Origin of the sequence: Bombella favorum, assembly GCF_014048475.1 — a bacterium.
GTDB classification, from domain to species: Bacteria; Pseudomonadota; Alphaproteobacteria; order Acetobacterales; family Acetobacteraceae; genus Bombella; species Bombella favorum.
The window spans coordinates 305,990-330,809 of record NZ_NWUS01000002.1 but is presented as its reverse complement, the minus strand read 5'-3'; the positions used below and the strand labels follow the sequence as shown (position 1 = coordinate 330,809).

General features: G+C 55.9%; 23 protein-coding genes and 2 tRNA genes. 17 read left to right on the top strand and 8 right to left on the bottom strand.

Annotated elements, in window-relative coordinates; genetic code table 11:
- Window positions 1-9: 9 nt before the first annotated feature.
- From CPA57_RS06750 to hflX, 4 genes are all read left to right on the top strand, one after another.
- Window positions 10-2,364 (top strand): sensor histidine kinase NtrY-like, encoded by a 2,355-nt coding sequence (locus tag CPA57_RS06750; RefSeq protein WP_407647568.1) that lies wholly within the window; start codon window positions 10-12, stop codon window positions 2,362-2,364.
- A gap of 9 nt (window positions 2,365-2,373) precedes the next feature.
- Window positions 2,374-3,801 carry a nitrogen assimilation response regulator NtrX gene (gene ntrX / locus CPA57_RS06745; RefSeq protein ID WP_182082046.1) on the top strand — a complete coding sequence of 476 codons (1,428 nt, stop codon included), beginning with the start codon at window positions 2,374-2,376 and terminating at the stop codon, window positions 3,799-3,801.
- An 11-nt stretch (window positions 3,802-3,812) separates the two neighbouring features.
- The gene (gene hfq / locus CPA57_RS06740; protein ID WP_182082045.1) at window positions 3,813-4,040 is read left to right on the top strand and encodes an RNA chaperone Hfq; all 228 of its coding nucleotides are present in this window, start codon (window positions 3,813-3,815) and stop codon (window positions 4,038-4,040) included.
- Between the two features lie 106 nt (window positions 4,041-4,146).
- Complete coding sequence (hflX, locus tag CPA57_RS06735) at window positions 4,147-5,469, top strand: GTPase HflX (RefSeq protein WP_182082044.1); 1,323 nt, start codon at window positions 4,147-4,149, stop codon at window positions 5,467-5,469.
- A gap of 76 nt (window positions 5,470-5,545) precedes the next feature.
- Here hflX and CPA57_RS06730 read toward each other — a convergent pair whose 3' ends face one another.
- The gene (locus tag CPA57_RS06730) at window positions 5,546-7,000 is read right to left on the bottom strand and encodes a SulP family inorganic anion transporter (protein WP_182082043.1); all 1,455 of its coding nucleotides are present in this window, start codon (window positions 6,998-7,000) and stop codon (window positions 5,546-5,548) included.
- Window positions 7,001-7,280: 280 nt separating this feature from the next.
- Between CPA57_RS06730 and CPA57_RS06725 the strand changes: the two genes are divergently transcribed.
- Window positions 7,281-7,356 (top strand) — tRNA-His (locus tag CPA57_RS06725).
- A gap of 53 nt (window positions 7,357-7,409) precedes the next feature.
- On the opposite strand, the gene CPA57_RS06720 is transcribed toward CPA57_RS06725, so the two are convergent.
- Window positions 7,410-9,074, bottom strand: a complete 1,665-nt coding sequence (locus CPA57_RS06720) for a hypothetical protein (RefSeq protein ID WP_182082042.1) — start codon at window positions 9,072-9,074, stop codon at window positions 7,410-7,412.
- 354 nt (window positions 9,075-9,428) lie between these two features.
- On the opposite strand from CPA57_RS06720, the gene rplM reads away from it, so the two are divergent.
- The 3 genes from rplM to CPA57_RS06705 all read left to right on the top strand — a co-directional run bounded on the left by rplM (window position 9,429) and on the right by CPA57_RS06705 (window position 11,728).
- Window positions 9,429-9,899: a 50S ribosomal protein L13 gene (rplM, locus tag CPA57_RS06715; RefSeq protein WP_043558027.1), complete on the top strand. Its 471-nt coding sequence runs from the start codon at window positions 9,429-9,431 to the stop codon at window positions 9,897-9,899.
- An 11-nt stretch (window positions 9,900-9,910) separates the two neighbouring features.
- A complete protein-coding gene (gene rpsI / locus CPA57_RS06710; RefSeq protein WP_043558030.1) occupies window positions 9,911-10,414 on the top strand; it encodes a 30S ribosomal protein S9 in 504 nt (167 codons plus the stop codon).
- Window positions 10,415-10,642: 228 nt separating this feature from the next.
- Window positions 10,643-11,728, top strand: coding sequence for a branched-chain amino acid aminotransferase (locus CPA57_RS06705; protein ID WP_182082041.1), 1,086 nt, complete (start codon window positions 10,643-10,645; stop codon window positions 11,726-11,728).
- A 29-nt stretch (window positions 11,729-11,757) separates the two neighbouring features.
- On the opposite strand, the gene CPA57_RS06700 is transcribed toward CPA57_RS06705, so the two are convergent.
- The 5 genes from CPA57_RS06700 to CPA57_RS06680 form a co-directional block, all read right to left on the bottom strand.
- Window positions 11,758-12,513 carry a tetratricopeptide repeat protein gene (locus CPA57_RS06700; RefSeq protein ID WP_182082040.1) on the bottom strand — a complete coding sequence of 252 codons (756 nt, stop codon included), beginning with the start codon at window positions 12,511-12,513 and terminating at the stop codon, window positions 11,758-11,760.
- 147 nt (window positions 12,514-12,660) lie between these two features.
- Window positions 12,661-12,747: transfer RNA gene (locus tag CPA57_RS06695), tRNA-Leu, on the bottom strand.
- A 16-nt stretch (window positions 12,748-12,763) separates the two neighbouring features.
- Complete coding sequence (locus tag CPA57_RS06690) at window positions 12,764-13,435, bottom strand: M48 family metallopeptidase (RefSeq protein WP_182082039.1); 672 nt, start codon at window positions 13,433-13,435, stop codon at window positions 12,764-12,766.
- 6 nt (window positions 13,436-13,441) lie between these two features.
- The gene (locus CPA57_RS06685; RefSeq protein ID WP_182082038.1) at window positions 13,442-13,936 is read right to left on the bottom strand and encodes a YcgN family cysteine cluster protein; all 495 of its coding nucleotides are present in this window, start codon (window positions 13,934-13,936) and stop codon (window positions 13,442-13,444) included.
- Window positions 13,933-14,898, bottom strand: a complete 966-nt coding sequence (locus CPA57_RS06680; RefSeq protein ID WP_182082037.1) for an extracellular solute-binding protein — start codon at window positions 14,896-14,898, stop codon at window positions 13,933-13,935. The genes CPA57_RS06685 and CPA57_RS06680 overlap by 4 nt, the downstream gene beginning before the upstream one ends.
- 512 nt (window positions 14,899-15,410) lie before the next feature.
- On the opposite strand from CPA57_RS06680, the gene CPA57_RS06675 reads away from it, so the two are divergent.
- From CPA57_RS06675 to CPA57_RS06660, 4 genes are all read left to right on the top strand, one after another.
- Complete coding sequence (locus CPA57_RS06675; protein WP_182082036.1) at window positions 15,411-15,854, top strand: hypothetical protein; 444 nt, start codon at window positions 15,411-15,413, stop codon at window positions 15,852-15,854.
- Between the two features lie 345 nt (window positions 15,855-16,199).
- Window positions 16,200-16,394 (top strand): DUF1656 domain-containing protein, encoded by a 195-nt coding sequence (locus CPA57_RS06670; RefSeq protein WP_077396315.1) that lies wholly within the window; start codon window positions 16,200-16,202, stop codon window positions 16,392-16,394.
- Window positions 16,395-16,408: 14 nt separating this feature from the next.
- Window positions 16,409-17,320: an HlyD family efflux transporter periplasmic adaptor subunit gene (locus CPA57_RS06665; protein ID WP_077396018.1), complete on the top strand. Its 912-nt coding sequence runs from the start codon at window positions 16,409-16,411 to the stop codon at window positions 17,318-17,320.
- Window position 17,321: 1 nt separating this feature from the next.
- Entirely contained in the window at window positions 17,322-18,830 is a 1,509-nt protein-coding gene (locus CPA57_RS06660) for an efflux transporter outer membrane subunit (RefSeq protein ID WP_182082035.1), read from the top strand.
- A 14-nt stretch (window positions 18,831-18,844) separates the two neighbouring features.
- Here the strand turns inward: CPA57_RS06660 and CPA57_RS06655 are convergent, their stop codons facing one another.
- Window positions 18,845-19,795, bottom strand: a complete 951-nt coding sequence (locus CPA57_RS06655; RefSeq protein ID WP_182082034.1) for a glycosyl transferase — start codon at window positions 19,793-19,795, stop codon at window positions 18,845-18,847.
- Between the two features lie 119 nt (window positions 19,796-19,914).
- Between CPA57_RS06655 and CPA57_RS06650 the strand changes: the two genes are divergently transcribed.
- From CPA57_RS06650 to CPA57_RS06630, 5 genes are all read left to right on the top strand, one after another.
- Window positions 19,915-20,073, top strand: a complete 159-nt coding sequence (locus tag CPA57_RS06650) for a hypothetical protein (protein WP_164468757.1) — start codon at window positions 19,915-19,917, stop codon at window positions 20,071-20,073.
- Complete coding sequence (locus tag CPA57_RS06645; protein WP_182082033.1) at window positions 20,073-20,996, top strand: DnaJ C-terminal domain-containing protein; 924 nt, start codon at window positions 20,073-20,075, stop codon at window positions 20,994-20,996. Before CPA57_RS06650 ends, CPA57_RS06645 begins: the two co-directional genes overlap by 1 nt.
- An 86-nt stretch (window positions 20,997-21,082) precedes the next feature.
- Entirely contained in the window at window positions 21,083-21,298 is a 216-nt protein-coding gene (locus CPA57_RS06640) for a hypothetical protein (RefSeq protein ID WP_182082032.1), read from the top strand.
- Window positions 21,299-21,357: 59 nt separating this feature from the next.
- Window positions 21,358-22,926 carry a peptide MFS transporter gene (locus CPA57_RS06635; protein WP_182082031.1) on the top strand — a complete coding sequence of 523 codons (1,569 nt, stop codon included), beginning with the start codon at window positions 21,358-21,360 and terminating at the stop codon, window positions 22,924-22,926.
- Between the two features lie 199 nt (window positions 22,927-23,125).
- Window positions 23,126-24,715, top strand: a complete 1,590-nt coding sequence (locus CPA57_RS06630; RefSeq protein ID WP_229709313.1) for a carbohydrate porin — start codon at window positions 23,126-23,128, stop codon at window positions 24,713-24,715.
- Window positions 24,716-24,820 lie beyond the last annotated feature (105 nt).

Sequence of the window (24,820 nt, the reverse complement as noted above, 5' to 3'; positions counted from 1 at the left end):
ATCGTGACGATCAGACGTCTTGCCGGCAAGATACGGGCCTCCATCGGGCGGTTGACCAGCCCCGATGGTGTGGTGGTGCTGACAGTCATAGCGTTGGTTCTTACCTTCGTGACGTTTATCGTCCTTGCGGGAGGGGTGTCTCTGGCCCGGGTGCCGAGGGCACAGGCTCTTCTTTTTCTGCTGGATTTCATCACGCTTCTGCTCATTGCGGCTGCTGGGGTACGGCAGATTGGCCGTATGCTCGCCGAGCGGCGCATGGGGCAGGCAGGGGCGCGGCTGCATAGTCAGCTTGTTATGCTTTTTGGTGTGGTGGCTGTAGCCCCGGCGCTGATGGTAGGGGCACTGTCCGCCCTATTCTTCCATTATGGTGTGGAAATCTGGTTTTCAAACCGGGTCAATACGGCTTTGAGCGAGGCCCGGTCTGTAGCGGCGGGGTATCTGCGGGAGCATAACGAGAATACGAGAACGGAAGCCTTCGCATTGGCGAATACGCTTCTGACGGTTCAGAACGATGAGATGTTCGCTCATGGAACGGACTTATTCCATGACCAGCCCCGCCTTCAGGCTCTTTTGGAAGATGAGGTGACGGAACGAGGGTTGAATGATGCCATCATCTTTAACCCGATCACTTACAAGATTATCGCTACGGGGGGGCTGATGGCCATCCGGGCGGGCGACCCGGAAAAAGAACTCCCCCCCCGTTCCGTAGCTGCTATGGCCCGGACGGGTGAGGTCGTGCTGCTGGACCAGCCAGAGGCCCAACTTGTGCGGGGTGTGGTCTCGCTAGGGGGTAATTCGGGCCTGATGCTGGTCATAACCCGGCCGGTGGACCCGGATATTCTTCATCACATGACACGGACAAACACGCTGGTGCAGGACTACCAGCGGATGCTCAATAATCGTGGCAAGACCCAGCTAACGCTTGTCGTTATTCTGGCTTTGATGGGCCTATTAGTGTTGGCGGTGGGGATGCTCAGCGGTTTGTCGCAGGCCAATAGGATTACCCGCCCGCTCAGTCTGTTGATCTGGGCGGCACGTCGTATTTCTAAAGGGGACCTGACAGCCCGTGTCCCGGTGGAGGGCCGGGGGAGCCGGGAGGATGAACTGGTGACCCTGTCCCGTGCCTTCAACCTGATGGCCAGCCAGCTTGCCAGCCAACGCTCGGAGCTAATGCTGGCTTATGATCAGATTGATGAACGCCGCCGTTTTACGGAGACCGTTCTAGCGGGTGTTTCGGCCGGTGTGATCGGGCTAGATCATGACCAGAATCTCGAGCTTCCCAATCGGGCCGCTTCTTTCATTCTTCAGCGGGACCTAGAGGCCGCTAAGGGCCGTCCGCTTGTAGACTGTGTGCCGGAATTTGCTGAGCTGCTTCAGGCTGTTCGGGATTATCCCGGCCGAGAGCATTGCGCTGAAATTCAGATCGACACCGACAGTGCCCGTGCGCCGGGCGGTCCGGGTGGTGGTGGCGGTGCTGGGGCTGGGCGTACTTTGTCTGTATGTGCTGTGTCGGACCAGAACGGACATGAGGACACGGCGGGTTATGTTGTCACGTTTGATGATATTACCCTGTTGCAGGTTGCCCAGCGTAAGGCCGCATGGGCGGATGTGGCCCGCCGTATTGCCCATGAGATCAAGAATCCGCTGACGCCTATCCAGCTGGCTGCGGAGCGGCTGCGGCGGCGGTTCCATAAGGAAATTGTGAGCGACCCGGAAATTTACGACCAGCTTATCAGCACGATCGTTCGGCAGGTGGGTGATATTGGGCGTATGGTGGATGAGTTTTCATCTTTTGCCCGTATGCCACGGCCGGAAATGGCCGAGTATGACCTTGTTCGCCTATGCCGGGATGCCATGTTCCTCCAGCAGAATGCCCATCCAGAGATTGCTTATCGGTTGGACGTTCCCGCTGGCGGGCCGGTTATGGTGCGGTGTGATCATCGCCTGATTGGTCAGTCCCTTATCAATCTGCTACAGAATGCAGCGGACGCCATCTTGATGACAGAACGGCGTATCGGAGAGGGGCGGTCAATATTGGGTTGGATTGTCCTTAGCTTGACGCTTGAGGATGGAGCGGCAATCATTGGCGTTGCTGATAATGGTGCTGGCCTACCTGCTGGGGAGCATCAACGTCTGACCGAGCCTTATGTTACCCATAAGGAGAAGGGGACTGGGCTTGGGCTGGCTATCGTACATCGGGCGATGGAGGCTCATAAGGGGCGGCTGCATCTGCGGTCCCTGACGGAGGAGGAGCGTCAGGCACTCGCCGGTACTGGCGAGGTGGGAACAGCTGGTACCCTGGTGGCACTGAGTTTCCCGCTGGCGGAGAAGGAGCTTGCAGCAGAGGGCGCAAGCGGAGCATGAAGGTATCCCATGGAGCATGAAATTCTGATCGTTGATGACGAGCCGGATATCCGTCTCCTGCTGGCCGGGATTCTGGAGGATGATGGTTATGTCACCTGTGGTGCTGCGGATGCGGATGCGGCCATACGGGCGTTTCGTGAGAATCGACCTTCGTTGGTGATATTGGATATCTGGCTTCAGAATTCCCGTCTTGATGGCATGGCTCTGCTAAGCCTGTTCCGGGAGGAGCGGCCTGATATTCCCATCATCATGATCTCCGGTCATGGAACGATCGAGACAGCCGTCTCCAGCCTGCACCAAGGGGCTTATGATTTTTTGGAGAAGCCCTTCCAGTCGGATCGTCTTCTGGTCATTGTCCGGCGTGCGCTAGAGGCCGCCCGATTGCGTAAAGAGAATGCCGAGCTGCGTCTGCGGGCTGGTGAGCAGAACACGCTCATGGGCAGCAGTGCACTGGTTAATGCGCTGCGAGGGCAGATTAGCCGGGTAGCACCCACTAATTCCCGTGTGCTGATCAGCGGGCCAGCGGGTGTGGGTAAGGAAGTGGTAGCGCGGTTGATTCATGCCGAATCCAAAAGGGCAGAAGGCCCGTTTGTGGTGTTGAACTGCGCCGCTCTGGCCCCGGAACATCTGGAAGAGGAACTCTTCGGTGTTGAGGGAGGAGGTGACCGTCCGGGGCGTCCGGGTCTTCTGGAGCGTGCCCATAAGGGGACTTTGCTTCTGGATGAAGTGGCGGATATGCCGCTGGAGACGCAGGGTAAGATCGTGCGGGCCTTGCAGGTCAATACGTTCGAGCGTCTCGGGGGCAGTCATAGCGTGAAGGTGGATGTTCGGGTACTGGCTACTACCAGCCGGGACCTTCAGGCTGAAATTGCCCATCGCCGCTTTCGGGAGGACCTGTATTATCGGTTGGCCGTTGTGCCGTTGCAGGTTCCAGCCCTTTCGGAGAGGCCGGAGGATATTCCGGTCATGGCACAGCATTTTTTGGAAAGTTGCGCCCGTTCCTCCGGTTTGCCGCTTCGGACGCTCGCTGTGGATGCGTTGGCTTGCCTTCAGACTTATGAATGGCCGGGCAATATCCGTGAGTTGCGGAACCTGATGGAGCGGATGCTTATTCTGGCCCCCAGCGGGGATGGCGAGGCGCAGAATGTCATCCGGGCGGACATGTTGCCGGAGGTCGTGCGGGAGGGTGCCCCGTCTATGACCTGTCTGACGGCGGATGCTGATGTAATGAGCCTGCCTTTGCGGGAAGCACGAGACCAGTTCGAGACACAATATTTACAGGTCCAGCTGATGCGGTTTGGTGGTAATATCAGCCGGACAGCCAATTTTGTTTGCATGGAGCGGAGCGCCCTGCACCGTAAGCTCAAGCAGCTTGGCGTAACACAGGAAGACCGGTCTGCCGCATCATCGGAACGTGACGGGCAGGATGGGAAATGATGAAGGAATCCATGTCAGAACAGACAAAAGGTGACGTGCAAGAGCAGTTTCTGGCTCATGTGCAGCAGCGGGAAGAGCCGGTGACGGTGTTTCTGGTCAATGGCGTCAAGTTGCAGGGGGTCATTACACGGTTTGATACCCAGAGCGTGCTGCTCCGCCGAGATGGGCATGTGCAGCTTGTTTACAAACATGCGGTCAGTACCATCATGCCTGTGGCAGCTCTTTCAGACCTGCCCTGATCCTACCCCCGCTGAGGGGGTTCTTGTCCCCGGCACGGCTGCCTCCCATATGAAGCAGGCCTGCATGAAGGCAGATACAGGATTTTGAAGACAGGATATTCCGGATTTGAGACGTCAGCCCCAGGAAACCGCCCGTAAACCCACGCTCGCCGCCGTTGTTCTCCCCGCTGGGAAACAGGATTTTCTGGAGGGTCGTGCAGCAGAAGCCCGGCTGGAGGAAGCAGTAGGGCTGGCAGCATCCATCGGGTTGGAGATTGTCCATACAGCCATCTATCCCCTGCGGGCAAAGCGGCCGGCTACTTTGCTAGGGGTGGGGCAGCTGGAAGAGCTGACAGAGATCGTCAAGGCGGAGTCCGTTGGTGTGGTGGTGGTGGATGCCCGCCTTTCGCCTGCTCAGCAGCGCAATCTGGAAAAAGAGATGGGCTGCAAGGTGGTCGATCGTACCGGCCTGATTTTGGATATTTTCGGAGCAAGAGCCGCCACGCGGGAGGGTGTGCTTCAGGTCGAACTGGCACATCTGGAATATCAGCGATCCCGCCTTGTCCGGCTCTGGACGCACCTTGAGCGGCAACGTGGTGGCTTTGGCTTCCTCGGTGGGCCGGGTGAAACGCAGATCGAAGCGGATAGACGGATGCTGGATGAGCGTCTTGTCAAATTACGTAAGGAGTTGGAACAGGTCCGTCGGACCCGTGGTCTGCACCGTCATGCTCGCCGTAAGGTGCCATTTCCGGTTGTGGCTTTGGTTGGTTATACCAATGCGGGGAAATCCACTTTATTTAACCGCATTACCGGGGCGGGTGTCCACGCTCAGGATCAGCTCTTCGCCACGTTGGACCCAACGATGCGGAACTTGACCCTGCCTTCTGGCCGCCGGGTGATCCTCTCCGATACGGTGGGCTTTATTAGCGACCTGCCAACCGAATTGATTGCCGCCTTCCGGGCAACGTTGGAAGAAGTGGCCGAGGCGGACATTATCCTGCATGTGCGTGATGCAGCCCATCCAGATAGTGCGTCCCAGCGGGAAGACGTGCTGTCTGTTCTGCGTGACATGACAGCGGATGACATGCTGGATGAAGCATGGTCGGAACGAACGATTGAGGTTCTCAACAAGGCGGACCTTCTAGGGGGAACAGACGCCGTGCCCCGGCGTGAGGGGAGTGTGGCTGTCTCCGCCCTGACAGGGGAAGGCCTGCCGGACCTCATGGAGGCCATAGATGCTTTCATGACACGGTCTATGAAGCATTTTGCTGTGAGTCTTTCCGTCACGGATGGTGCCGCATTGGCTTGGTTGTATGAACATGGCGAGGTGATGGAACGGCTGGATGATGAGGAGATGCTGCATCTTCAGGTTCGTCTGTTCCCAGCGGATCAGCAGCGTTTTATGCGGCAGTTTCCAGCTCTCCCTCTCACGCCACAGCGGGCAGACTGATAAGCCCTGCCCATAAAGAAAGGCCTCCGGGACAGTCGTGCCGGAGGCCTTTTTCATGTCAGAGTGCTAAGGCTTTTCAGATGGTGAAGGCTTCTTCATCGGATTGTTCTGTAAGGATGCCATGTTGGGCGTTGTCTAGCCCGCAGACTGTGACCTCCTTGCCGTGTTTGCGGAATTTGCTGACGATCTTTTCCAGAGTTTGCACGGCTGTGATGTCCCAGAACCGAGCATGGGAGAGGTCCAGCGTGACACGGTGGGCATGGGTGGTGTAGGTCATGGCCTCGGCCATAAGGTCTGCCGAAGCGAAGAAAATCTGCCCCTGTATGTGATAGGTCAGTATGTCATGCTCCTCTGTGGAGCGGACTTGTACCAGCCGAGCCGTATGCCATGCAAAGAACAGGCCAGAGAGCAGCACGCCGACTAGCACGCCCGCCGCTAGATTGTGGGTAAGGACAACCACGCCAACGGTAACGAGCATGATAAGGCTGGTGAGTTTGGGATGATGGAATAGGTCTTTCAGGCTACCCCACGCAAAGGTGCTGATGGAGACCATGATCATGATGGCGACAAGAGCGGCAACCGGCACACGGGCAACCCACGGATGCAGCACGACCATCAGCAGCAGGAGGAAGGCCCCGGCTGTAAAGGTAGAGAGACGCCCCCGCCCGCCATAGCGTAGATTGCCGACCGTCTGGCCAATCATGCCACATCCGGCAATCCCGCCGAACAGGCCAACAAAGATGTTGGAAATACCCAGACCGGTACACTCTCTTTGCGGTGAACCGTGTGTGTCTGTCAGCTCATCAACTACGCTTGCCGTCATCAGGGATTCCAGCAGCCCGACAGCCGCCACCGCCAGTGCATAGGGGAAGATGGTGGCGAGGGTCTCTGCATTCAGGGGGAGCTGAGGCAGAGTGAATTGTGGCAGACCAGTCGGCAGCGGCCCGAGGTCCGCAATGGTACGGACTGGCATTGGGTGAATGGCGGTGATGGCCGTCAACACGATGATGCAGATGAGCGGTGAAGGAATGGCCTTGGAGAGCCGGGGCAGAAGATAGATGATGACCAGCCCAATGATGATGAGCAGATGCGTCTGCCAGCTCACCCCTAGCATCTGTGGTACTTGTGCGGAGAAAATGAGGATGGCCAGCGCATTGACAAAGCCGGTACGGACCTCGCTGGAAACAAACCGCATGAGGGAATGAAGGCGCATCAGGCCGAAGATGACTTGTAGTCCCCCCGCCATCAGCGTTGCCAGCAGCATATATTGCACGCCATGAGTATGGACGAGCGGTGCTAGCACAAGGGCGACTGATCCGGCAGCACCGGAGATCATTCCCGGCCTGCCACCAAAAATAGCGATGGAGACGGAAATGACGAAGGAGGCAAAAAGTGAAACAGCAGGGGACACACCAGCAATATAAGAGAAGGCGATGACCTCCGGGATGAGGGCAAACGTCCCTACCATGCCTGCTAAAATCTCTTTGACCGGTCGCTGGGTCCATTGTTGGATGTAGGAATCAGTGGCCATAAATGCGGCGGGTCCTTCTCTCTGTTACGGATGAAGATGTAGGGGCAGCCCTGCTGGAAGTGCTACCGTACTGTCAGGCCCGGTACGGCCAATGATGCTGTGACTATAGGCTCCACGAGAAAAGCTGTGAAGCATTGTGGCCGGAAAGTACGGAAAGCCTCGTGCGTTCTGTGGAGCGATGAGGGGAAGGAAAGTCCATTTTTTAAAAAAAATATGACAAAAATGCTTTTGAGGGCTGGACGGAGCAAGCAGGATTTAATAGATGTCGTGTCGCTGTGTGGCGGATGTAGCTCAGTTGGTAGAGCGCCGGTTTGTGGTACCGGTGGTCGCGGGTTCGAATCCCGTCATTCGCCCCAGCCCTTCCCCTTAAAAAATTGAGTGACTAGCGCAGGTTTCTTCTGCGGTGCGTTTATTGGTCTTGTGTCGTGACGCCGATCACATGCAGCCGGTCGAACCGTGCCGTGTCGTTGCTGTCGCTGGAGATGCGGGATAGTTCCTCAAGGGACAGCGGGCCGGTTTTAAAGGTAATGGTTCGGCGTTCAGGTGCCAGTAGGAAGTCCAGCACGGGGGCCAGAATAGGTTTCTGAAGGGCCAGCGCATTAAAGCGGGGCGTAACCATATAGCCCTGTTCAGCCATCATGGAGCCCTTTGGAGCATCCAGAACGGGTTTTGCTGCCTCTGGCTTGTCTGCCGGTTTGGCGGAATCGGGCGGAGTATCAGACTGATGGGTGAGGATGCCGTAATAGGCGAAGATATCGAGCCCTTGTATGGTCAGTTCTGTTCCCAGACATTGCCCCGCCTGCAGAAAACGGGACACGCTGTTATCACCCAGATGGAGCGGATTGATGTCGGGCAGATTGAATTCCACAGTCATCAGGCTGGGACTGTCTTTGCCGAAGAGGGTGCGGAGCTGAAGAGTCTCCTGCCATTCGCTCATCTTTTTCTGAGAGGTAGAAACGATGTGATAATCCGTCGGTAGGCTGATGGGAGCGGCCTGTAGCGAGGGAGGTGGCGAAAGACGGGTTGTCAGCCCTCGCAATTCTCCTTCCGTACGGAGGTCATTATTTTCCCCAGCCCGTCTTTCCCCTGCCAGATGGTTCAGAATAAGGGTGCGGCGTAGATCATGTTGGTTGAACAGAAGGGACAGGCCGTCAATTTCCAGCTTACCTGGCTTTTCCCATAGGGTAGCGGCAGGGTCCTGCCAGAAGGCTTCCGATGGATTGCCAGAGTGCTGGAAAGGCCGCTTTAGCCATTGGATATAGCCTTCCCGGGCTTCCAGATGCTGAAGTGCCAGATTCATCTCCATGGGCGCATCCATCTGGACAGGAGCCCCGGTATTATTGGGGAGGAGAATCTGCCGCAATACAGGGGGGACGATGCTTTCCTTACCGCTTGGTAGGGAAACGGACATGGAAAGGCCATTCATGAGCGTATGAACACGCAGACCCTGGCCATAACCTTCCACAACAAGACTCTCAGCCGAGAGGGTCCGTATCGTGAAAGGGCGTGATGACGCCACGTTCTCTACAGTTGGTGCTGCTGAAGAGGGATTATCCACTTGCGTGACATGAAGGTGTGTGAGCTGCATATGCTCAAAGCGCAGTGCCGTAACGTCTTCTGGTTCAAAAGACATAATGGCCGCTAGGGAGTGCATACTGTCCGCCTCGCCATGCCCTTCATGAAGCGTTTCAGCAGATGAAGGGATGTGGAGGTGATGGAAGGAGGCCTCTGTGGCCGTAATCTGGTGGGTATGGTCGGTATAGCTTGGGGAGTCCAGCAGCAGGCTGGCCAGTCTTAGCGTCCCGCTGGAAAGCAGCTTGGGATAGCCGAAACGGACCCTCCGAGCGTGGAAATCCGTATCTTTATAATGGAAAGAGACATCATACAGCGTCACCCCGCCCAGCAAGAAGGCAGGTCGTACTTTTGTATAATGGAAGTTCGCCCCAGCGGGCAGAGCGGCTCTAAAGCGGTCCAGAGCGTGGGAGAGACGGATTCCTGCCTCACGGTAGACACCCAGCCCACCCAGAATCAGGATGAGAAAGGCCAGACAGAGGGGAAGCCGTAACCGTTGCATGTTGAACATACCTCACTTGGGCAGTCTTATATGAACCGGCACAATACCCTTTGGCAGGGGCATGAGCAAATGGGGGAGAGGGCTATCTGGAGTAGGAGAGGGGATAAAAGGCATATTATTTTACGGTATTAAGTTACCACACTTAGAAAGTGGCTGTTTTCTGCCATCTATGGAGATATGTTCTAAAATAAAGGGCTTGACCTTTTCCTTCACTCCCGCAATAAGGCCCACATCCTGAATCTGTTTCCGGCTTTCAGGGTGTCTGTCTCGATTATTAAGGTAGGCACTGGTCGGGGATAGTCTTTTTCCTGATGCCGCTATTGTTGTGGCATCTCAAACTGGAAATGATACGTCATGAAGACCACACTTTCGCTGAAACCCGCGGAGGTGACGAGAAACTGGATCCTGATCGATGCCGAAGGGCTGGTTCTGGGCCGTCTCGCCACCATCATTGCCAACCGTCTGCGCGGCAAGCATAAGCCGCAGTACACACCGCATGTTGATTGCGGTGATGCGGTTGTTGTCATCAACGCTGAGAAGATCGCCCTGACAGGCAACAAGGTCGGTCAGAAGCTCTTCCATTATCACACCGGCCATCCGGGTGGGATCAAAGAGCGCACCATCACGCAGCGTCTTGAGGGTAAGAACCCTGGTCAGGTCGTGGAGAAGGCTGTTGAGCGTATGATCACTCGTGGTCCGCTGCAGCGCGCTCAGATGAAGCACCTGTATGTCTACGCTGGTACGGAGCACCCGCATGAGGGGCAGAAGCCCGTCAAGCTGGATGTTGCTTCCCTGAACCGCAAGAATACCCTGAAACGTCAGTAAGGCCTGCCATTATGTCAGAAACTCAAGAGCGCCCCGCCGCCGAGCTTACCGGCACTTTGCAGGACCTGGCCAATGCGGCTCCTGCTGTTGCTAATGCAGCTCCTGTTTATGAAGCCAAGCGCGATGCGCAGGGCCGTTCCTATGCAACGGGTCGTCGTAAGGACGCTGTGGCTCGTGTATGGATCAAGCCGGGTAAAGGTGAGATCACCGTTAACGGCCGCCCTGTCACGAACTATTTCGCACGCCCTGTGCTGCGTATGCTGATCACACAGCCCTTCCTGCTGACAGATCGCTACAACCAGTTTGACGTGTATTGCACGGTCACTGGCGGTGGTCTTTCCGGTCAGGCTGGTGCGGTCCGTCATGGTATCTCCCGTGCCCTGACTCACTACGAGCCGGAGCTGCGTGGCGTGCTGAAGATGGCCGGCTTCCTGACACGTGATAGCCGTGTTGTTGAGCGTAAGAAGTACGGTAAGGCTAAGGCTCGCCGTTCCTTCCAGTTCTCCAAGCGCTGATCTTTTCAGCCTTACGGAAAACTGGCCAACGCCGGGGAAAACCCTCACCTTCACGGGTGGGGGTTTTTTCTTGTCTTCAATTTGTGCGGGTTTAGGTGTGTGTGAAATAAAGTTTCAAAAAATATCTTATTAATAGATATAGTATTTCATATACTGCCCCCTTGACGACACACCCTATAATTTCTGAAATGTAATCCCTTGGAACTGATCGGGAAGGCAGAAGGTATCATGGTAGAGTTCAGAATCGAACGGACAACCACGCCAACATCCGCAGAGCAGCGGCAGGATCTGATGGCGGACCCGAAATTCGGGCGTGTCTTTACGGACCATATGGCTGTCATTCGTTATACGGATGAAAAAGGCTGGCATGATGCCAAAATTATTCCCCGTCAGCCTTTGCAGATCGATCCGGCTTCTACCGTGCTGCATTATGGTCAGGAGATTTTCGAGGGGTTGAAAGCCTATCGTGGCAAGGGTGGGGCTGTCACCCTGTTCCGTCCGGAGGCTAACGCAGCCCGCTTTGCGGCATCTGCCCGCCGTCTTTCCATGGCGGAACTGCCAGAAGAGCTTTTCCTTGGTGCTATCAAGGAGCTGCTGAAGGTGGATCATGACTGGGTCCCGTCCAACCCGGAGCAGAGCCTGTATCTGCGCCCCTTCATGATCTCCAATGAGGTCTTTCTGGGGGTGAAGCGGGCTAATGAATATTTGTTCATTGTGCTGGCAAGCCCTGTTGGTGGCTATTTCAGCGGCAATGGCAGCATCCCGGTTTGGGTGTCCGAGAGCTATACTCGTGCAGCACCCGGCGGAACGGGTGAGGCCAAATGTGGCGGCAATTATGCAGCCAGCCTACTGCCCCAGCAGGAAGCCGCTGATCATGGTTGTAGTCAGGTGCTGTTTCTTGATGCGAAGGAACGCCGCTTCATTGATGAAATGGGCGGGATGAATGTCATGTTTGTGCGCAAGGATGGCAGTGTGGTGACCCCGCCACTGGGCGGGACGATCCTGCGAGGGATCACGAGGGACAGCATCCTCAAGTTGGGCCGTAAAATGGGGCTGACAATGGTTGAGGAGCCTGTGGCTATTGAAGACGTGTTCAAAGCTGCGGCAGCTGGTGAGATTACGGAAGCTTTTGCCTGCGGCACAGCGGCGGTTATTTCACCGATTGGCGAGTTCCGTCGGGAAGCAGGCTCCGTAGCCTTTGGTGATGGTAAGACAGCCGGTCCGGTCACCATGAAGCTGCGTACCGCTCTATGTGGCCTACAGCGTGGGGAGGAGCCGGACCCGTTTGGTTGGGTCCATTCCGTATCTCTCTGAATGTAAGGTGAGAGCCGTGCCGGAAGCCGTCAGTCGGTTTTCGGCAGGACGGTGCGTAGTCGGTGCTGGAGCGTCTCCATAAGCTCTGGGTCCTGCGGAGCATCGGGCTGTTCCAGCTCTCGTTGCATGGCCTGAAGAATGTCCGGTGTGGCGTCCTTTACGGCTATACGCCAGTAGCGGAGGGCTTCATCCGGCTGCCCCATGCCCAGCAGGGCTGTGGCGTAGTTATGCTGCCCGCGATAATCCCCGCCATCGGCAGAACGTTGATACCATTCCAGCGCAGCGATCGGATTGGCCGGGGTTTCCCACCCTTCTTCAATGAAACGGGCCAGCAGATTCATGGATTTCGCATGGCCCCGTAGTGCTGCACGGCGGAATAGAAGAAAGGCCGTTCGCCGGTCAGCCTCTACCCCCATGCCCCGCATATGGCAGATGCCGAGATTGTAGGTACCCCATAAATCATCCAGTTGAGCTGCTTTGCGATAATGGCTGACGGCCTCTGCGAGGTCCAGCGGGCACCCCCAGCCGAATTGTGAGCAACGACCAAGCATATTGTGGGCAGGGCCATAATTGGCAGAGGCCGCTATGGTGAACCATTCCCGTGCTTTGTCCACGTCACGAGGGACGTATTGGCTATCTAGCAACACTTTCCCCCACAGAACCTGCTCCAGCACATGGCCATTGCGGGCCTGACGGTAGATTTCCGCAAGATTGGCCGGCAGTTCAGGTTCCTGCTGGTGAGGGGGGGAGGGTTTGAAAAATCGACGGACTCGGGCAAACACCATGACGTTCCTTACTCTGCTGGACGGAGCAGGTCTGCAAAGAGATTGTGAGATCAATCAGGCACTGGGACCAGACAGATACGCTTTTACAGGAGGATAGGGTGGTGACGAGCAGAAATGCAACGGTATAGGCTAGGAAAAGGAAGCCCGTGGTGCGCGCTGCGGGACTTGAACCCGCACGTTCTAACCGAACTCGAGATTTTAAGTCTCGTGCGTCTACCATTCCGCCAAGCGCGCACAGGGAATGGTGTGTCTATATCATGGCCAATAAATGAGCACCATTCTGCGAGAGCCATTTTTCAGCTTTTTTACGCCCTAGCTGTCCGCCCGGGGCATATTGGTCCACAAGAGCCCAGAAATCTGGCCCGTGATTGAAATGGCTGAGATGGGCAAGCTCATGCACCATCACATAAGTGTAAATGTCCGGCGGAGCCATGATGAGCCGCCAGCTGAGCATGATGCGGCCTTGCTTTGTGCAGCTCCCCCAGCGGCTTTTGACATCACGCAGGGTGAGCTTTGCCGGTGAAGCACCCATTCTGAGGCTTTCTTGCTGGAAGAGGGACGGAAAAATTCTTTCTGCCCGACGCTTCAGGAAGGCGGAGAGATAACGAGGGTGTTCTTCGGGCGGGTGGCCGATATGTAGTCCGTTGTCTGTCAGGCGTGTGCGTCCATCCAGCGTAGTAGTGGGGAGAATGGAGATGGACTGTCCCTCTAACCATATTTGCCCTTGCTCTATGGCAGAGAGAGGCAGCTCTGACATGGCCTGTGTCAGCCATTGGGATTGGCTTTGCAGGAAGCGCATACCCTGCTGACGGGTTACTCCGGCAGGTAGAGTAACGATGATGGCCCGTTTGCGAATATCCAGACGAAGGATAATTCGCCGTGCCCGTGAAGATACACGCCAGAGAACAGGCGGACTCAGCATGAAGGGTCAGCTATTGTCATGCTTATGGTGCACAATGCAGGGGGGCGCATTTTCAGGCCAGCTTCCGGGCCAGTCGGTAATGTGGTCTTCCAGCATTCCAGCCCGCCGCTCGCTGATGCAGCGTCCACTGGCCGAGGCTCCTGCCTTTATGACGCTATCGCTTGTCCCGGTACGGAGGGGGTGCCAGTCTGGCAGGTCAAATCCATCCCGTAGGAGACGATAAGCGCAGCTTGGTGGGAGCCAGTCGACTTCTTCTAGAATGGCAGGGGTGAGGGAAATGCAGTCCGGGACTTTCCTCTGGCGTCGTTCATAATTGGTGCAGCGGCAGGTCTGTGTGTCGAGCAGGCGGCAGGAGACATCAGTCCAGATGATTTCGTCTGTATCCTCATCACGCAGTTTGTTTAGGCAGCAGCGGCCGCAGCCATCACAGAGCGATTCCCACTGGCTGGGTGTCATGTCTTGTAAGGAAGTAGTCTGCCAGAAGGGAAGAGGGTCTGTCATCTTTGGGGCGTCTCCATCATCGATGGCATAGAGGAGGAATGGCACGGGGGCGTGGAGCGAGTGAGCCATGCGTTAAAGCGTTCACTCAGCAGCAGCGCATGTGTTGCCCAGAAATTGTCGCTGATTTCAAGTGATTCGGCGGGTAAAGTATCGGGAAGATAGGGAAGATGAGGCGGATTGCGCAGAAGAATAGCACGTGTCTCATCGGTCTTTTCGGGTGGGAGTGTTGCGGGAATGCCCCATACGGCGGGGCTATAAAGAATATGGTTCATGTCCGGTTGATAGGGCCGTGTAAGTGTGTCTTTCGTCTGGGGGGAGAGAATGATGGCACCGGGGATGACCCCCATCAGGACGGTCTGTCTCTGTAGGATGCGTTGGGCATCGGTAGGGGAGTGCCACCAGACGATATAAGGCCTCAACTGGTTGAGCTTATGGAAGGCACGGTCGATTCCGGCATTGGTAGAAAGTTCGGCATAGATTTTACTGGGGGGGACGTTATCGGCCAGAAGGGCGATTTCCAGTGTCATGCGGGGCCCTCGGAAGAAGGTCCGCTGGCCAGGATAGCGGGCAACATCCCATAGGGTTGTCCAGTGTGGTGGTGATGTGACGCGGGATGTGTCCCGGAAGAGGATATTGCGGAAGAAACCAGCTGGTTGGCCGCATCGGTCTAGCGTGTGCAGGGGCTGTAGCCATGAGCGTGCACAGGCGATGGCCGACTCCGTGCTGTCCAGCATGATGGCCTGAATGGTTTGCGGGTAAGCGAGAGACTGCTGCTCTATTTCGTCCAGTCCTCGATCTTCACGGCCTAGGAATTTGAGCTCTAGGGAGCTGGAGCTGCGTAGGACTGGGCCAACGAGTTTCTGCTCCGGGATAGCCCAATAATATGTTTTCCCCTGAGGGAGGGAGTCTGTCTGTGTGTTGGCTGTAGCGGTGGGGGCTAAAAGGGAGGCAGCACCCGCCATAGCGGCAAGAAACAGGCAGTATGCTGATAAGTGGCAGATAGAGTGACGACCTTTTCCAAAGAGTGTTCCGATTAGGTGAACGGCCGCAATAATAACGTTGAATAGGCGGCGGTTTCTGTCGGAGGAGGGGCTTGGGTAGTTCCGGGAGCGGGATATTCTCATAACGTGTGCGGCACCGTACAGACTGTTGAGGTGGCAGTGTGAACCAAGGAAAGGTCGGTTTAGGAGACTGGCGGATACGAGAGCTTATTACATAGTGATTCTTGAAACTTCGTTACAGATGATGATGAGAAACGAAATAAGACATCTTTATGCCTTTTTTTGAGGGTACAATAGAAGGGGTGTATTAGCTTGATTTTGGTCGAGGGCCTCTTCTTCATATAAGAGGGGTACTTTGGCTTTTTTTCGTGTGGTGCTATACATGGGGCGATGGCCTGCGAAAGGGTGCGTTCTGTCTTCTTTTCGGCATGAGCCTTAGTGTTTCGTAAATTTGGAAGGGCAGCAGTCGTATCATGAATGGTCTACTGGAACTTGGGCAGGCAGTGCTTGCTGCCCAGGGAAAGATTTTCAAGGAATGTGCAAAGCGGCATGGAATCCGGTTGTGCTTTCTTGTTGTAGCACTCGTGTTTCTCGCTTTTGCGGCTGTCACGCTCCATTGGGTATTCTGGGCGTTTTTCCGGCAGGTTTGTCATTTGGGCCTTCTGCTGTCTGCGACCTGCGTGCTGGGGATTGATATCCTGTTTGTTGTTATCTTCCTGCTTCTGGCACTGCGTGCTGGTCATACTGGCACTGCGGAGGAGCGCGCTCGTATGGAGCGGGATAGGAAGCTCCATGAACTGAAGCAGAATTTCGCTCTGACATCCCTGCTGGGTCTCGCTAGTGGGCCGGTGGGGCGTACCCTTGGTGGGCATGCCTGGCGTTTTGCTAAAGGGGCTTTTACACGCCGGAAAAAGTGATTTTACCGGTTCCATCGACGTATGAGAGAAAAGAAGCGGCCTTCAGGGGCCGCTTCTGCCATGGGCTGTTTTTTTCGGTGCGATTCTGCTCGGATTGGGGGCCTGTAAGTGATGGTGCGGAGCAGCGCAGGCTGTTTCCCCCTATGGCTGGAAGCAGGACGGTGGATTGATGGCATTTCGTGCTGTCTCTCAGGTGGAAGTCCGGTATGGTACCTTCGATAAAACGAAGAACCGACCTGTCTGGATGAACACCAGACCTTTTGCAGGTGCGATGGGGAGCAATGTGAGCATAGCGTCAGATACATCACCCGCATGGTCCCGGTCTTTCGGGGGATGCGGCGTATGATGCTTTCGGAAGTCAGCCTCTGTGGTGTGTTTGTTTCTCCCATAGCTGTTTATGCCGTTTGTGCTGTGCTGGTGACACTGGCTCTGCGTTACGGGCTTTGGCGTCTTGGTGCGCTGGGCTGGTTTTGGCATGTCGCTTTGTTTGAGATCGCCCTATACGTCTGTGTTCTCTGTCTGCTGGTTATTTTCGTCTGAGGTGGAGCGGGGGTATGAACTGGTTCCGGCGTCTCTTACGCCCAATACTGACATTGATCATCATCGCACTGGCCATTGGGCTGGGATACGTCGTATGGGACCTATATGTCCTTGACCCTTGGACACGTGATGGCCGGGTACGTGTCTATGTCGTTACGGCGACTCCTGAAGTGTCTGGAACGGTTGTTTCTGTCCCTGTCGTGGATAACCAGTTTGTCCATAAAGGTGATCCACTTTTCACGATTGATCCGCTGCGTTTCAAACTCAGGATTGATGAGGCTAGAGCCCGTCTTGCTGGTGTTACGGAAGATTACAAGCTGAGTGTCCTGAATGCGAAGCGGCGGCGTGGATTGGGAGGCGTTGTATCCCGGGAGGAACAGGACGTCTTTGACTCCGAGATGGAAGTGCGCCGCGCCCGACTGGAGGAAGCACGGTCCGCTTTGGATACGGCCTTGCTGAACCTTCAGCGTTCTACGGTTTATTCTGCCGTGGATGGATATGTGACTAACCTCAATCTGCGTGTTGGCGACTATGTGACAGCCGGACAGTCCCGCATGGCTGTGATCGATGCCAATAGCTATTGGGTGTATGGTTACTTTGAAGAAACCAAGATGCATGGCGTGCATGTTGGGGATAAGGCTCGCATCAAGCTGATGGGCTACCGCCATATCCTCAAGGGGCATGTGGTCAGTATAGGCCGAGGTATTAATGATGCGAACGGTGTGTCGGATAGGCTTGGCCTGCCGGACGTAAACCCGATCTTCACGTGGGTGCGGCTGGCGCAGCGTATTCCTGTACGTATCGAGATTGATGAAATGCCGCCGGAGGTCATTCTTTCCGCTGGCATGACAGCCACCGTGGCCGTAGGGAAGGAAAAAGCCGGAGGCAGGGGCCTGCTAACGACATGGTTGCAGGATCACCTGTAAGATGAAGAAACGGTTTGTTCCCCTTGCTATCAGTAGTTGCCTTTTCCTGACCTCTTGCATGGTCGGGCCGGAATATAAGCCGGACAAGATGAAGGTGCCGGGCCATTTCACTAGTGAGCCCCACCCGGCAACGAAGGAAGAAATTGCCGAGACGGAAGCTAATCTTCGAGACTGGTGGGCGCAGTTCCATGACCCGGTTCTGGATAGGCTGGTCGAACAGACCATCAAGGGGAATTACGACCTTCAGGTCGCAACCGAGCATGTATTGGCTGAGCAGTCCATCCGCCGGCAAGCGCAGTCCAATTGGTATCCGCAGTTAGATGCCAATGCCGGGGGAGGGGACAGCCGTTACTCCATTAATGTTGATAACTGGCCCTTGCGCCCGGGTAATCCGAACAACCACCCCCATGCGTCTGTGCTGACCTATGGTGCTCGGGCGAGTTGGGAGATTGATATTTTTGGTCATATCTCCCGGCAGGTGCAGGAGCGTAAAAGGCTGGTAGAGGTTAGCATTGAGGAGCGGCGGGGGCTGCTTCTGTCTTTGTTAAGCCAGCTAGTGACAGATTATATTGAGCTGCGGACCATCCAGACACGGATGAGCGTGACGGAGGACTCCATTCGCACAGCCCGTGACAGCACTAACCTGGTGGAGCGGCTCTTCAACAACGGTGTCGGTAATACTTTGGCTATTGCCCAATCCCGGACAGAAGAACATGCAGAGTTGGCCCGCCTTCCCCCCTTGCGGGCACGGCAGGAACAGCTCATCCATGCCATTAATGTGCTGATGGGTGAGATGCCCGGTAAGGAGCAACCCGACCTAGAAGAACGTAAACCTATTCCGACCCTGCCGCCGTTCCCGGCTATGCTCCCCTCAACCGTGTTGACCAACCGGCCAGATATCCGCTCTGCTGAGCGGCGTTATGCGGCCAGCGTGTCCCGCATCGGGATCACGATTTCCAATCTTTATCCCAATTTCAGTATTCCACTGACATTCAATCCCAATGCGTCAGCTGCCTATCAGGCCTTTCAACTTGGGGGGATGAGTTGGAATGTGATGATGATGGCGTCTCTGCCTATCCTGCACGGGGGCAAATATAGTGCCCAGATTGCCCAAGCTAGAAGCGAGGCAGAGGCCAGTCGCCTGCAATATCGCCAGACTGTTTTGAATGCCTTCCGGGAAGTAGAAGATAGCCTGGATGACTGGCATCAGGATAATGAGCTTGTGCGAGAAGAGCGGGAGGCCGCTACGCAGGCTGGATTGGCCTTGTCCCGTGCCCGTAAGCTCTATGCTGCCGGGTTGACGGGCTATCTGGATGTTCTGAACTCCCAGCAGACCTACTTGTCCCGCCGGGTGGCCGCAGTGTCGGCAACGGGTAAGCGCATGGATGATGCCATTTCGCTTTATATTGCCTTTGGTGCTGGCTGGCAGGGGCGGGAGCTTTCCAACACCACCTTGAAGGTGGAACAGCATGAAAGCAGAGATATGATTCTGCGGGCCTTCAGCCGGTAAGTCAGAGGGATGCTCTAGTTTAAGTCGGAACGGCTGGCTTGCATCGTGCTGAAGCGCAGATTAAGCGCACGTGTCTTTCCCGTCCGGTCAGGGACATCCAGTGTGACGGTCGGGTCCAGCCGCATGGCGTCATAGCCGGCAAGATGAACGATCCCGACAGGGTTATGAGGGAAGGTAACATCGCAGAGCAGGCCAGTATGTGGGTCAGTCTGCCACGGTCCTAGGTAGTTGCATCCGGCGGGCATTAGGGCAGTAGTATAGCCTTCATGATAGCTCGTCAGAGCTATGGCAAGCTGGCCGGAGCTGAATATCTTGCCATGACGCAGGGCCACTCCTTGCCAGTGCTGGAGCCGGGGCCAGTGAGGGGCCATGCGGGAGAGAGCGAATACACCGGCATTGAGGGTCGGGCGAACGCCAATACTGCGGCAGATCGAACGGGGGAGCCGTGCCAAGCGGGCATTTTTGTACAGGATGGAGCGGAGTTGTACGAGGTTGCAAGGTAGCCACCGTAGCCGGAAGAGCGGCTTGTGGAGGAAGATTTCCGGCGTGATGGCCAAAGCGTATGGTGTCTGTTCAGCAGCTTGAAAGAGCAAGGTTACGGCCTGACTGTCCTGCACCCAAGCGTCCGCATCAATCCAGACGAGCGTATCGTGTGTTGGGAAGAGTTGATCCAGCCACATTTTAGAAAGTTCAATGGCTAGATTGGGTCGTTTGCGGAGTGCCCGGCGTGAGACATGGGGGAAGGCTTTCGGGCTGCGGACAATAAGACCTTGCTGCTCTAGCTGAAGACTTTGCGACTGTGTCAGCCCGCCATCAATGCAGGCAATGTCTATCCGCTCCAGAGCTGGAAAGCGGCGAATAGAGGCAATGAGCTCTTGAAGCAGAGGAAAATAGCGGCTGTCACTGCCTGTAATGATAAGCCGACGGGGTGTTCTGGCAGGGGGGAGACTGTCAGTAGGCGGCATGGAGAACTGTCTTCCGGTAAGGTTGGGTAGAGTTGCGGGAAATGCAGAGGCAAAACCTCGTTTTCTATTGACCTTACCTTATAGGCACACCACTTCTTTAGAAAAGAAAGGTTTTTCCCATGACAGGTACGCCAGCACAGTCAGCCGCCGATTTTCTGCGCCCCCGGGTGCGGACTCTCATCAAGGAGGCGGAGGCAGAAGGCTACTCCAAAAGCAGGGTTTTGGCCGTGCTGATCGACCTGTTGGATGATACGGATCTGGAGGATGCAGGACAGTAATGGCGACTGACCCATATAAGGTTCTTGGCGTAAGCAATACGGCTTCGGAAAAGGAAATCCGCAGTGCCTACCGTCGGCTAGTCAAGCAGTATCACCCTGATCGTAACCCCGGTGATACCAAGGCCGAGGAACGCTTCAAGGAGATCGGCAAGGCGTACGAGATTATTGGAGACGAGGAAAAGCGTGGCCAGTTTGATCGTGGCGAGATCGATGCGGATGGTCAGGTGCGTGGCCCCTTTGGTGGTGGCTTCGGCGGTGGGGCTGGTGCCGGTGCTGGTGGTTTTGGCGGCTTTGGGGGATTCTCTGGCGGTGGCTTCAACCCCGAGGACCTAGGGGATATTTTCGGTGCTTTTGGCGGGGGTGGTGGTTTTCGGTCCTCCCGGCCCCGCCGGGGTGAGGACCTGCATGGTGAGTTGCGCATCAGCATGGAGGAGTGTGCCCTTGGAACTCGTCGTGAGGTCAGCCTTAGTGGTGGGCGTGAGGTTGCCGTCGCCATTCCGGCCGGTATTGAGGATGGCAAAACCCTTCGGCTGAAGGGTAAAGGCCAGCCGGGGCAGCCTGGTATGGATGGTCGCCCCGGGCCTGCTGGTGATGTGTTGCTGAAGATTCATGTGGCTGAAGACCCTTATTATAAGCGTGAGGGTCGTAATCTGCGTGTCACGCAGGATGTTGACCTTCGTACAGCTGTGCTGGGGGGCAAGGTGCATGTCCGCACTCCTGCCGGAACGGTTGCGCTGAAGGTTAAGCCGCATTCTGATAGTGGTACGGTCCTGCGGCTGGGAGGGCGTGGTATTGCTGCGGATAAGAACCATGCGGCAGGTAACCTGCTGGTGACCTTGCGTGTCACGCTGGGGACTATCTCGCCAGAGCTAGAAGCCCTTCTGCGCCGTGAAGCTGATGGAGAAGCGGAAGCAAAGAGCTGACATCAGGCACAGGCGGCCCTGTCGGGCGGGGTGTGAAATTATGTGAAGGGTAGTGCAGGTCATTCCACAGTTTATGTAAGGTGTGAGTGGCCTGTTTCTGCCATGCTGGTGCTGGCCCCATACAAGGGCGAGGCGAAGCGGGAGAAGAGAGGGCCATGGTCTGGGGAGCGTCTTTCTGGCAGCGTGTCAGGCAGTCCAGCGTTCTGGGTGCATTGGTAGCCATTGTGTTTGTCGTGGCTGTGTGCGTGTTGGGCGTGGTGGGGATTTTGCAGGTTGATGGGTTCCACCTCGCCGGTGGTTGAATTTTGCGCTATGTGAGGGAAGTATCAGTTTCCTTCCCGTAATGGAGTAGCGTGCTTTCATGACCGATCAACAGCACTCTGCGGTGAATTTTCTATCCGCACGGCGGCAAGCTTTTGCTGTCGTCATGGCCATCGAGCTATGGGAGCGTTTCGGTTATTACGGGATGCAGGCCGTTCTGACCGTCTTTATGGTCGTTCAGCTCCATATGCATGACCATGACGTTAACCTCATGCAAGGTGGGTTGGGGTTTCTTATGTACAGTCTCCCAGTATTGGGGGGGCTGCTTGGGGATCAGTGCTTAGGGTCACGCTTGACCATGCTCATGGGAGCCATTGGGCTGACGGCAGGGTATGGGATGCTGGCTCTCTCTCTTGGCTATCCGGATGTTTTCCTCCCGGCATTGACGCTAATTGCCCTGTCAAATGGGCTGTTTAAACCTAATGCGGGGACATTAGTACGCCGCATCTATGCCGGGGATGGCACAGCGCTGGATGCCGCCTTTACGCTCTACTATATGGCCATCAATGTCGGTTCGACTGTTTCCATGTTGCTGATGCCATGGCTCCAGCAGCGTTATGGGGCGGCTGTGGCTTTTCTGGCGTGCTCTGGGGGGCTTCTGGTCGGGCTGGGCTATTATGCTGTGCGTGGCGGACGGATGCGCCGCTTTCTAGCAGGGCGGGTGGCTGAGGCCTTAAAACAGCATGGACCTACAGCCCTGCCGATCCCATTGATGGAGCGTTTGTCCGGCCCTGTGAGAAAAGGTGCTCTGGGTGGAGGAATCCTGCTTGTTCTGCTGGCTGTTTGGGCTTTTTGCACATGGGTGCTGCACAGCCCGGCCTTGGTTAGGCTTTGCATCATTCTGGCTGGAGGGGGGCTGATCTTGCTCTGGGTCTGGCTTTATGTGCGGGCAGAGGAGAGTGAGAGACCCGGCCTTTTGCTGACTTACATCCTTTGTACTCAGACGATGGCCTATCAGATTTTTTATCAGCAGATGCAAACCTCTCTGACACTCTTTGCCATGCGGGATGTGTCCGGTGTGTATCAGCTGGGCCCTTGGCGGCTGTTCACTATGTCCGCTGGGCAGTTCCAGGCACTGAATCCGATAGCTGTCATGCTGTTCAGCCCAGTGTTGGCGTGGCTGTATCGGCGTCATGCAAGCAAGGGGCATGATGCCTCTCCAGCGGTGAAAATTCTGTTGGGATACGGTTTGGTGACGCTAGCCTTTTTCATTTGGTGGGTGGCGTCTGGCCATAGTGCGGGGTTGGTGTCGCCATGGGTGATGGTGGCAGGTTATGGCACCATGTCCCTCGGGGAGCTTCTGACCATAGGGCTTGGTCTGGCTATTGTGGCCCGTTATGCCCCGGCTCGTATTAGTGCGGTTCTGATGGGAGCGTTATTCCTGCTCTGGGGTATTGGCATGTATCTGGGTAGTCTTGTAGCGGACCTTGCCAGTGTCCCGGCGGATGCTGGCGGTAGTTTGGCTGGTTATGTGGCCCTGTTTAGAGGGTTGTTTCTGGGGTGTGGGGGGCTGTGCATCATCATGGCCCTTCTGCTGCCACTTACCCGCCGTCTGGGGCGGCAGCATCGTGATCAGCAACAGGGGAAAATTGTAAAAGAAGTCACATGAAATTGACGCTGTAGATCGGACCGATATGGTACAGACAGATTTCATCACTGGATGTTAGCGATAAATTTTATTAAAGGGACAGTGTTATCCCTTACGGCGGTGCTGTCTGTAGCCTGTTCTGGCATTGTCGTGCTGAAGGCTGCCATGGTGCGTCTGTCCTTCAGGTCCCTCTCCGATCAACGGCTATAAAGGCTAGTGTATGCGTGGAATGTGGCAGAAGGCGGCTGGTACGGCAGTAATGGGTATTGCTTTGATGCTCGGGAGTCATGCCGTTTTTGCACAGGATTCCGCCTCTGCTTCATCAGCTGTCAGACAGAGCGGGGGCTCCGTTGGTGATGTTACACCGGCTCAACGGCAGGAACTGCTAAAGGCAGGGCATTACGGTGTCACGAAAACGGATGAGCAGCGGGCCTTCGGGTCTGTGCCGCTTCCGATCCCGGGAGATCCTTTTTCCCGTGGGGCCTCCGAGCAGGCAGCCCCGGCGCAGCAGAAGGGGCTTTTCCCTAATAGTTGGCATGATTTTGTTAATCAGGATGGGTTTTTCGGGGACCCATGGGGCGCACGGAGCTGGCTGGCCGATCACGGTGTGACGGTGGGCGGGCGTTATTTTCAGGATTCGGCAGGTAATCCATTCGGGGGGAAATCCCGTGCGGCCCGCTATGCGGATGAAGAAGCCCTGTCTTTGGATTTCGATCTGAAGAAGCTGACAGGTGTCGCCTTCAATGCTGGTGTGCTGCATTTCCTGACTCTTGCCCGTCAGGGGGCAGGGTTGGGGAATACCTTGCCCGTCATTAATAGCCCGATGGAAATTTATGGCGCGGGTGAAACCATGCGCCTTGGCCGTCTCAGTTGGGAAATGCACTGGAATAACTATGTGCAGACCGAGGTTGGTGAGATCAATACGGAGAATGACTTTGAGCAGTCTTCTACCTATTGGGGGGCCAACCTGTACTGCCAGTTCCAGAATAACGGCATATGCGGTATGCCGCAGTCCATCGCCATGAACTCAGGCTATGGCTTCTACCCAACGGCTCATCCGGGGGCGTGGATCAAGCTCTACCCGGCGGGGAATGACCATTATTTGGTGCAGTTTGGGGCTTACAGTGTGGACCCGACTATTTCCGGTGTGCGGAATGGTTGGAAGATGAATCTACATGGGGCGACCGGCACGTTTTTGCCGTTTCAGCTTGGTTGGCATCAGGGTGGCAGTGATGATTATAGCGGCCCGTTGCAGACGAACATAAAGATCGGTGGTTATTGGGATACGTCCGAGGTCAAGAACGTTTATGGCCAGATGGGAACCTATAACATCCCAGCCTCGGCAGCGCAGGACGCACCAGTCTCCAAGGTGCGGGGGCGATTTGGTGGGTGGTTCCAGTTCGACCGTATGTTGCAGCGTGATGGTGCAGACCCGCATCGTGGCACAGCATTTTTTGCTTCCTTCACATGGGGTGATCCCCGTACGGCCATTGCCCCTTATTTCGTGACGGCTGGTATCACCCGTAAAGGTACCTTTGCTAGCCGCCCCGATGATACGATCAGCTTCGGCATGAAAGCCCTTTGGGCTAACCCGAAGGTTACACATTGGATAGAACATCTCCAGCACACGGGGCGGGGTGCTGGGCTATATGCTCCACATTCGGAAGAAGCCATCGAGCTTAATTACGGGTATCGCCCCACACGCTGGCTGCTTTTGCGGCCGGGGCTTCAGTATCTTTGGAGCCCGGGAGCTGTGAAGCGGTACAAGGACGCCATGCTGATTGATCTGGAATCGTCCATTTCTTTCTAAGTGGGGATGAAAGACGGATAGAGGGGACTGCCTGACTGTGCGGTCCCCTTTTTTGTGTCTAGTTTTTGAGCCGAAGGTCGTTTTTGCTGTTGTTCCGTTTTTCAG

Excerpts from the sequence above, each read along its gene's own strand:
- hfq (WP_182082045.1), top strand. The coding sequence starts at position 3,813 with ATGTCAGAACAGACAAAAGGTGACGTGCAAGAGCAGTTTCTGGCTCAT.
- CPA57_RS06670 (WP_077396315.1), top strand. The coding sequence starts at position 16,200 with ATGCTTTCGGAAGTCAGCCTCTGTGGTGTGTTTGTTTCTCCCATAGCT.
- CPA57_RS06630 (WP_229709313.1), top strand. The coding sequence starts at position 23,126 with ATGCGTGGAATGTGGCAGAAGGCGGCTGGTACGGCAGTAATGGGTATT.
- CPA57_RS06700 (WP_182082040.1), bottom strand. The coding sequence starts at position 12,513 with ATGGTGTTTGCCCGAGTCCGTCGATTTTTCAAACCCTCCCCCCCTCAC.
- CPA57_RS06705 (WP_182082041.1), top strand. The coding sequence starts at position 10,643 with ATGGTAGAGTTCAGAATCGAACGGACAACCACGCCAACATCCGCAGAG.
- rpsI (WP_043558030.1), top strand. The coding sequence starts at position 9,911 with ATGTCAGAAACTCAAGAGCGCCCCGCCGCCGAGCTTACCGGCACTTTG.
- CPA57_RS06655 (WP_182082034.1), bottom strand. The coding sequence starts at position 19,795 with ATGCCGCCTACTGACAGTCTCCCCCCTGCCAGAACACCCCGTCGGCTT.
- CPA57_RS06675 (WP_182082036.1), top strand. The coding sequence starts at position 15,411 with ATGAATGGTCTACTGGAACTTGGGCAGGCAGTGCTTGCTGCCCAGGGA.
- CPA57_RS06650 (WP_164468757.1), top strand. The coding sequence starts at position 19,915 with ATGACAGGTACGCCAGCACAGTCAGCCGCCGATTTTCTGCGCCCCCGG.
- ntrX (WP_182082046.1), top strand. The coding sequence starts at position 2,374 with ATGGAGCATGAAATTCTGATCGTTGATGACGAGCCGGATATCCGTCTC.
- rplM (WP_043558027.1), top strand. The coding sequence starts at position 9,429 with ATGAAGACCACACTTTCGCTGAAACCCGCGGAGGTGACGAGAAACTGG.
- CPA57_RS06690 (WP_182082039.1), bottom strand. The coding sequence starts at position 13,435 with ATGCTGAGTCCGCCTGTTCTCTGGCGTGTATCTTCACGGGCACGGCGA.
- CPA57_RS06645 (WP_182082033.1), top strand. The coding sequence starts at position 20,073 with ATGGCGACTGACCCATATAAGGTTCTTGGCGTAAGCAATACGGCTTCG.
- CPA57_RS06685 (WP_182082038.1), bottom strand. The coding sequence starts at position 13,936 with ATGACAGACCCTCTTCCCTTCTGGCAGACTACTTCCTTACAAGACATG.
- CPA57_RS06680 (WP_182082037.1), bottom strand. The coding sequence starts at position 14,898 with ATGGCGGGTGCTGCCTCCCTTTTAGCCCCCACCGCTACAGCCAACACA.
- CPA57_RS06720 (WP_182082042.1), bottom strand. The coding sequence starts at position 9,074 with ATGCAACGGTTACGGCTTCCCCTCTGTCTGGCCTTTCTCATCCTGATT.
- CPA57_RS06660 (WP_182082035.1), top strand. The coding sequence starts at position 17,322 with ATGAAGAAACGGTTTGTTCCCCTTGCTATCAGTAGTTGCCTTTTCCTG.
- CPA57_RS06635 (WP_182082031.1), top strand. The coding sequence starts at position 21,358 with ATGACCGATCAACAGCACTCTGCGGTGAATTTTCTATCCGCACGGCGG.
- CPA57_RS06730 (WP_182082043.1), bottom strand. The coding sequence starts at position 7,000 with ATGGCCACTGATTCCTACATCCAACAATGGACCCAGCGACCGGTCAAA.
- CPA57_RS06665 (WP_077396018.1), top strand. The coding sequence starts at position 16,409 with ATGAACTGGTTCCGGCGTCTCTTACGCCCAATACTGACATTGATCATC.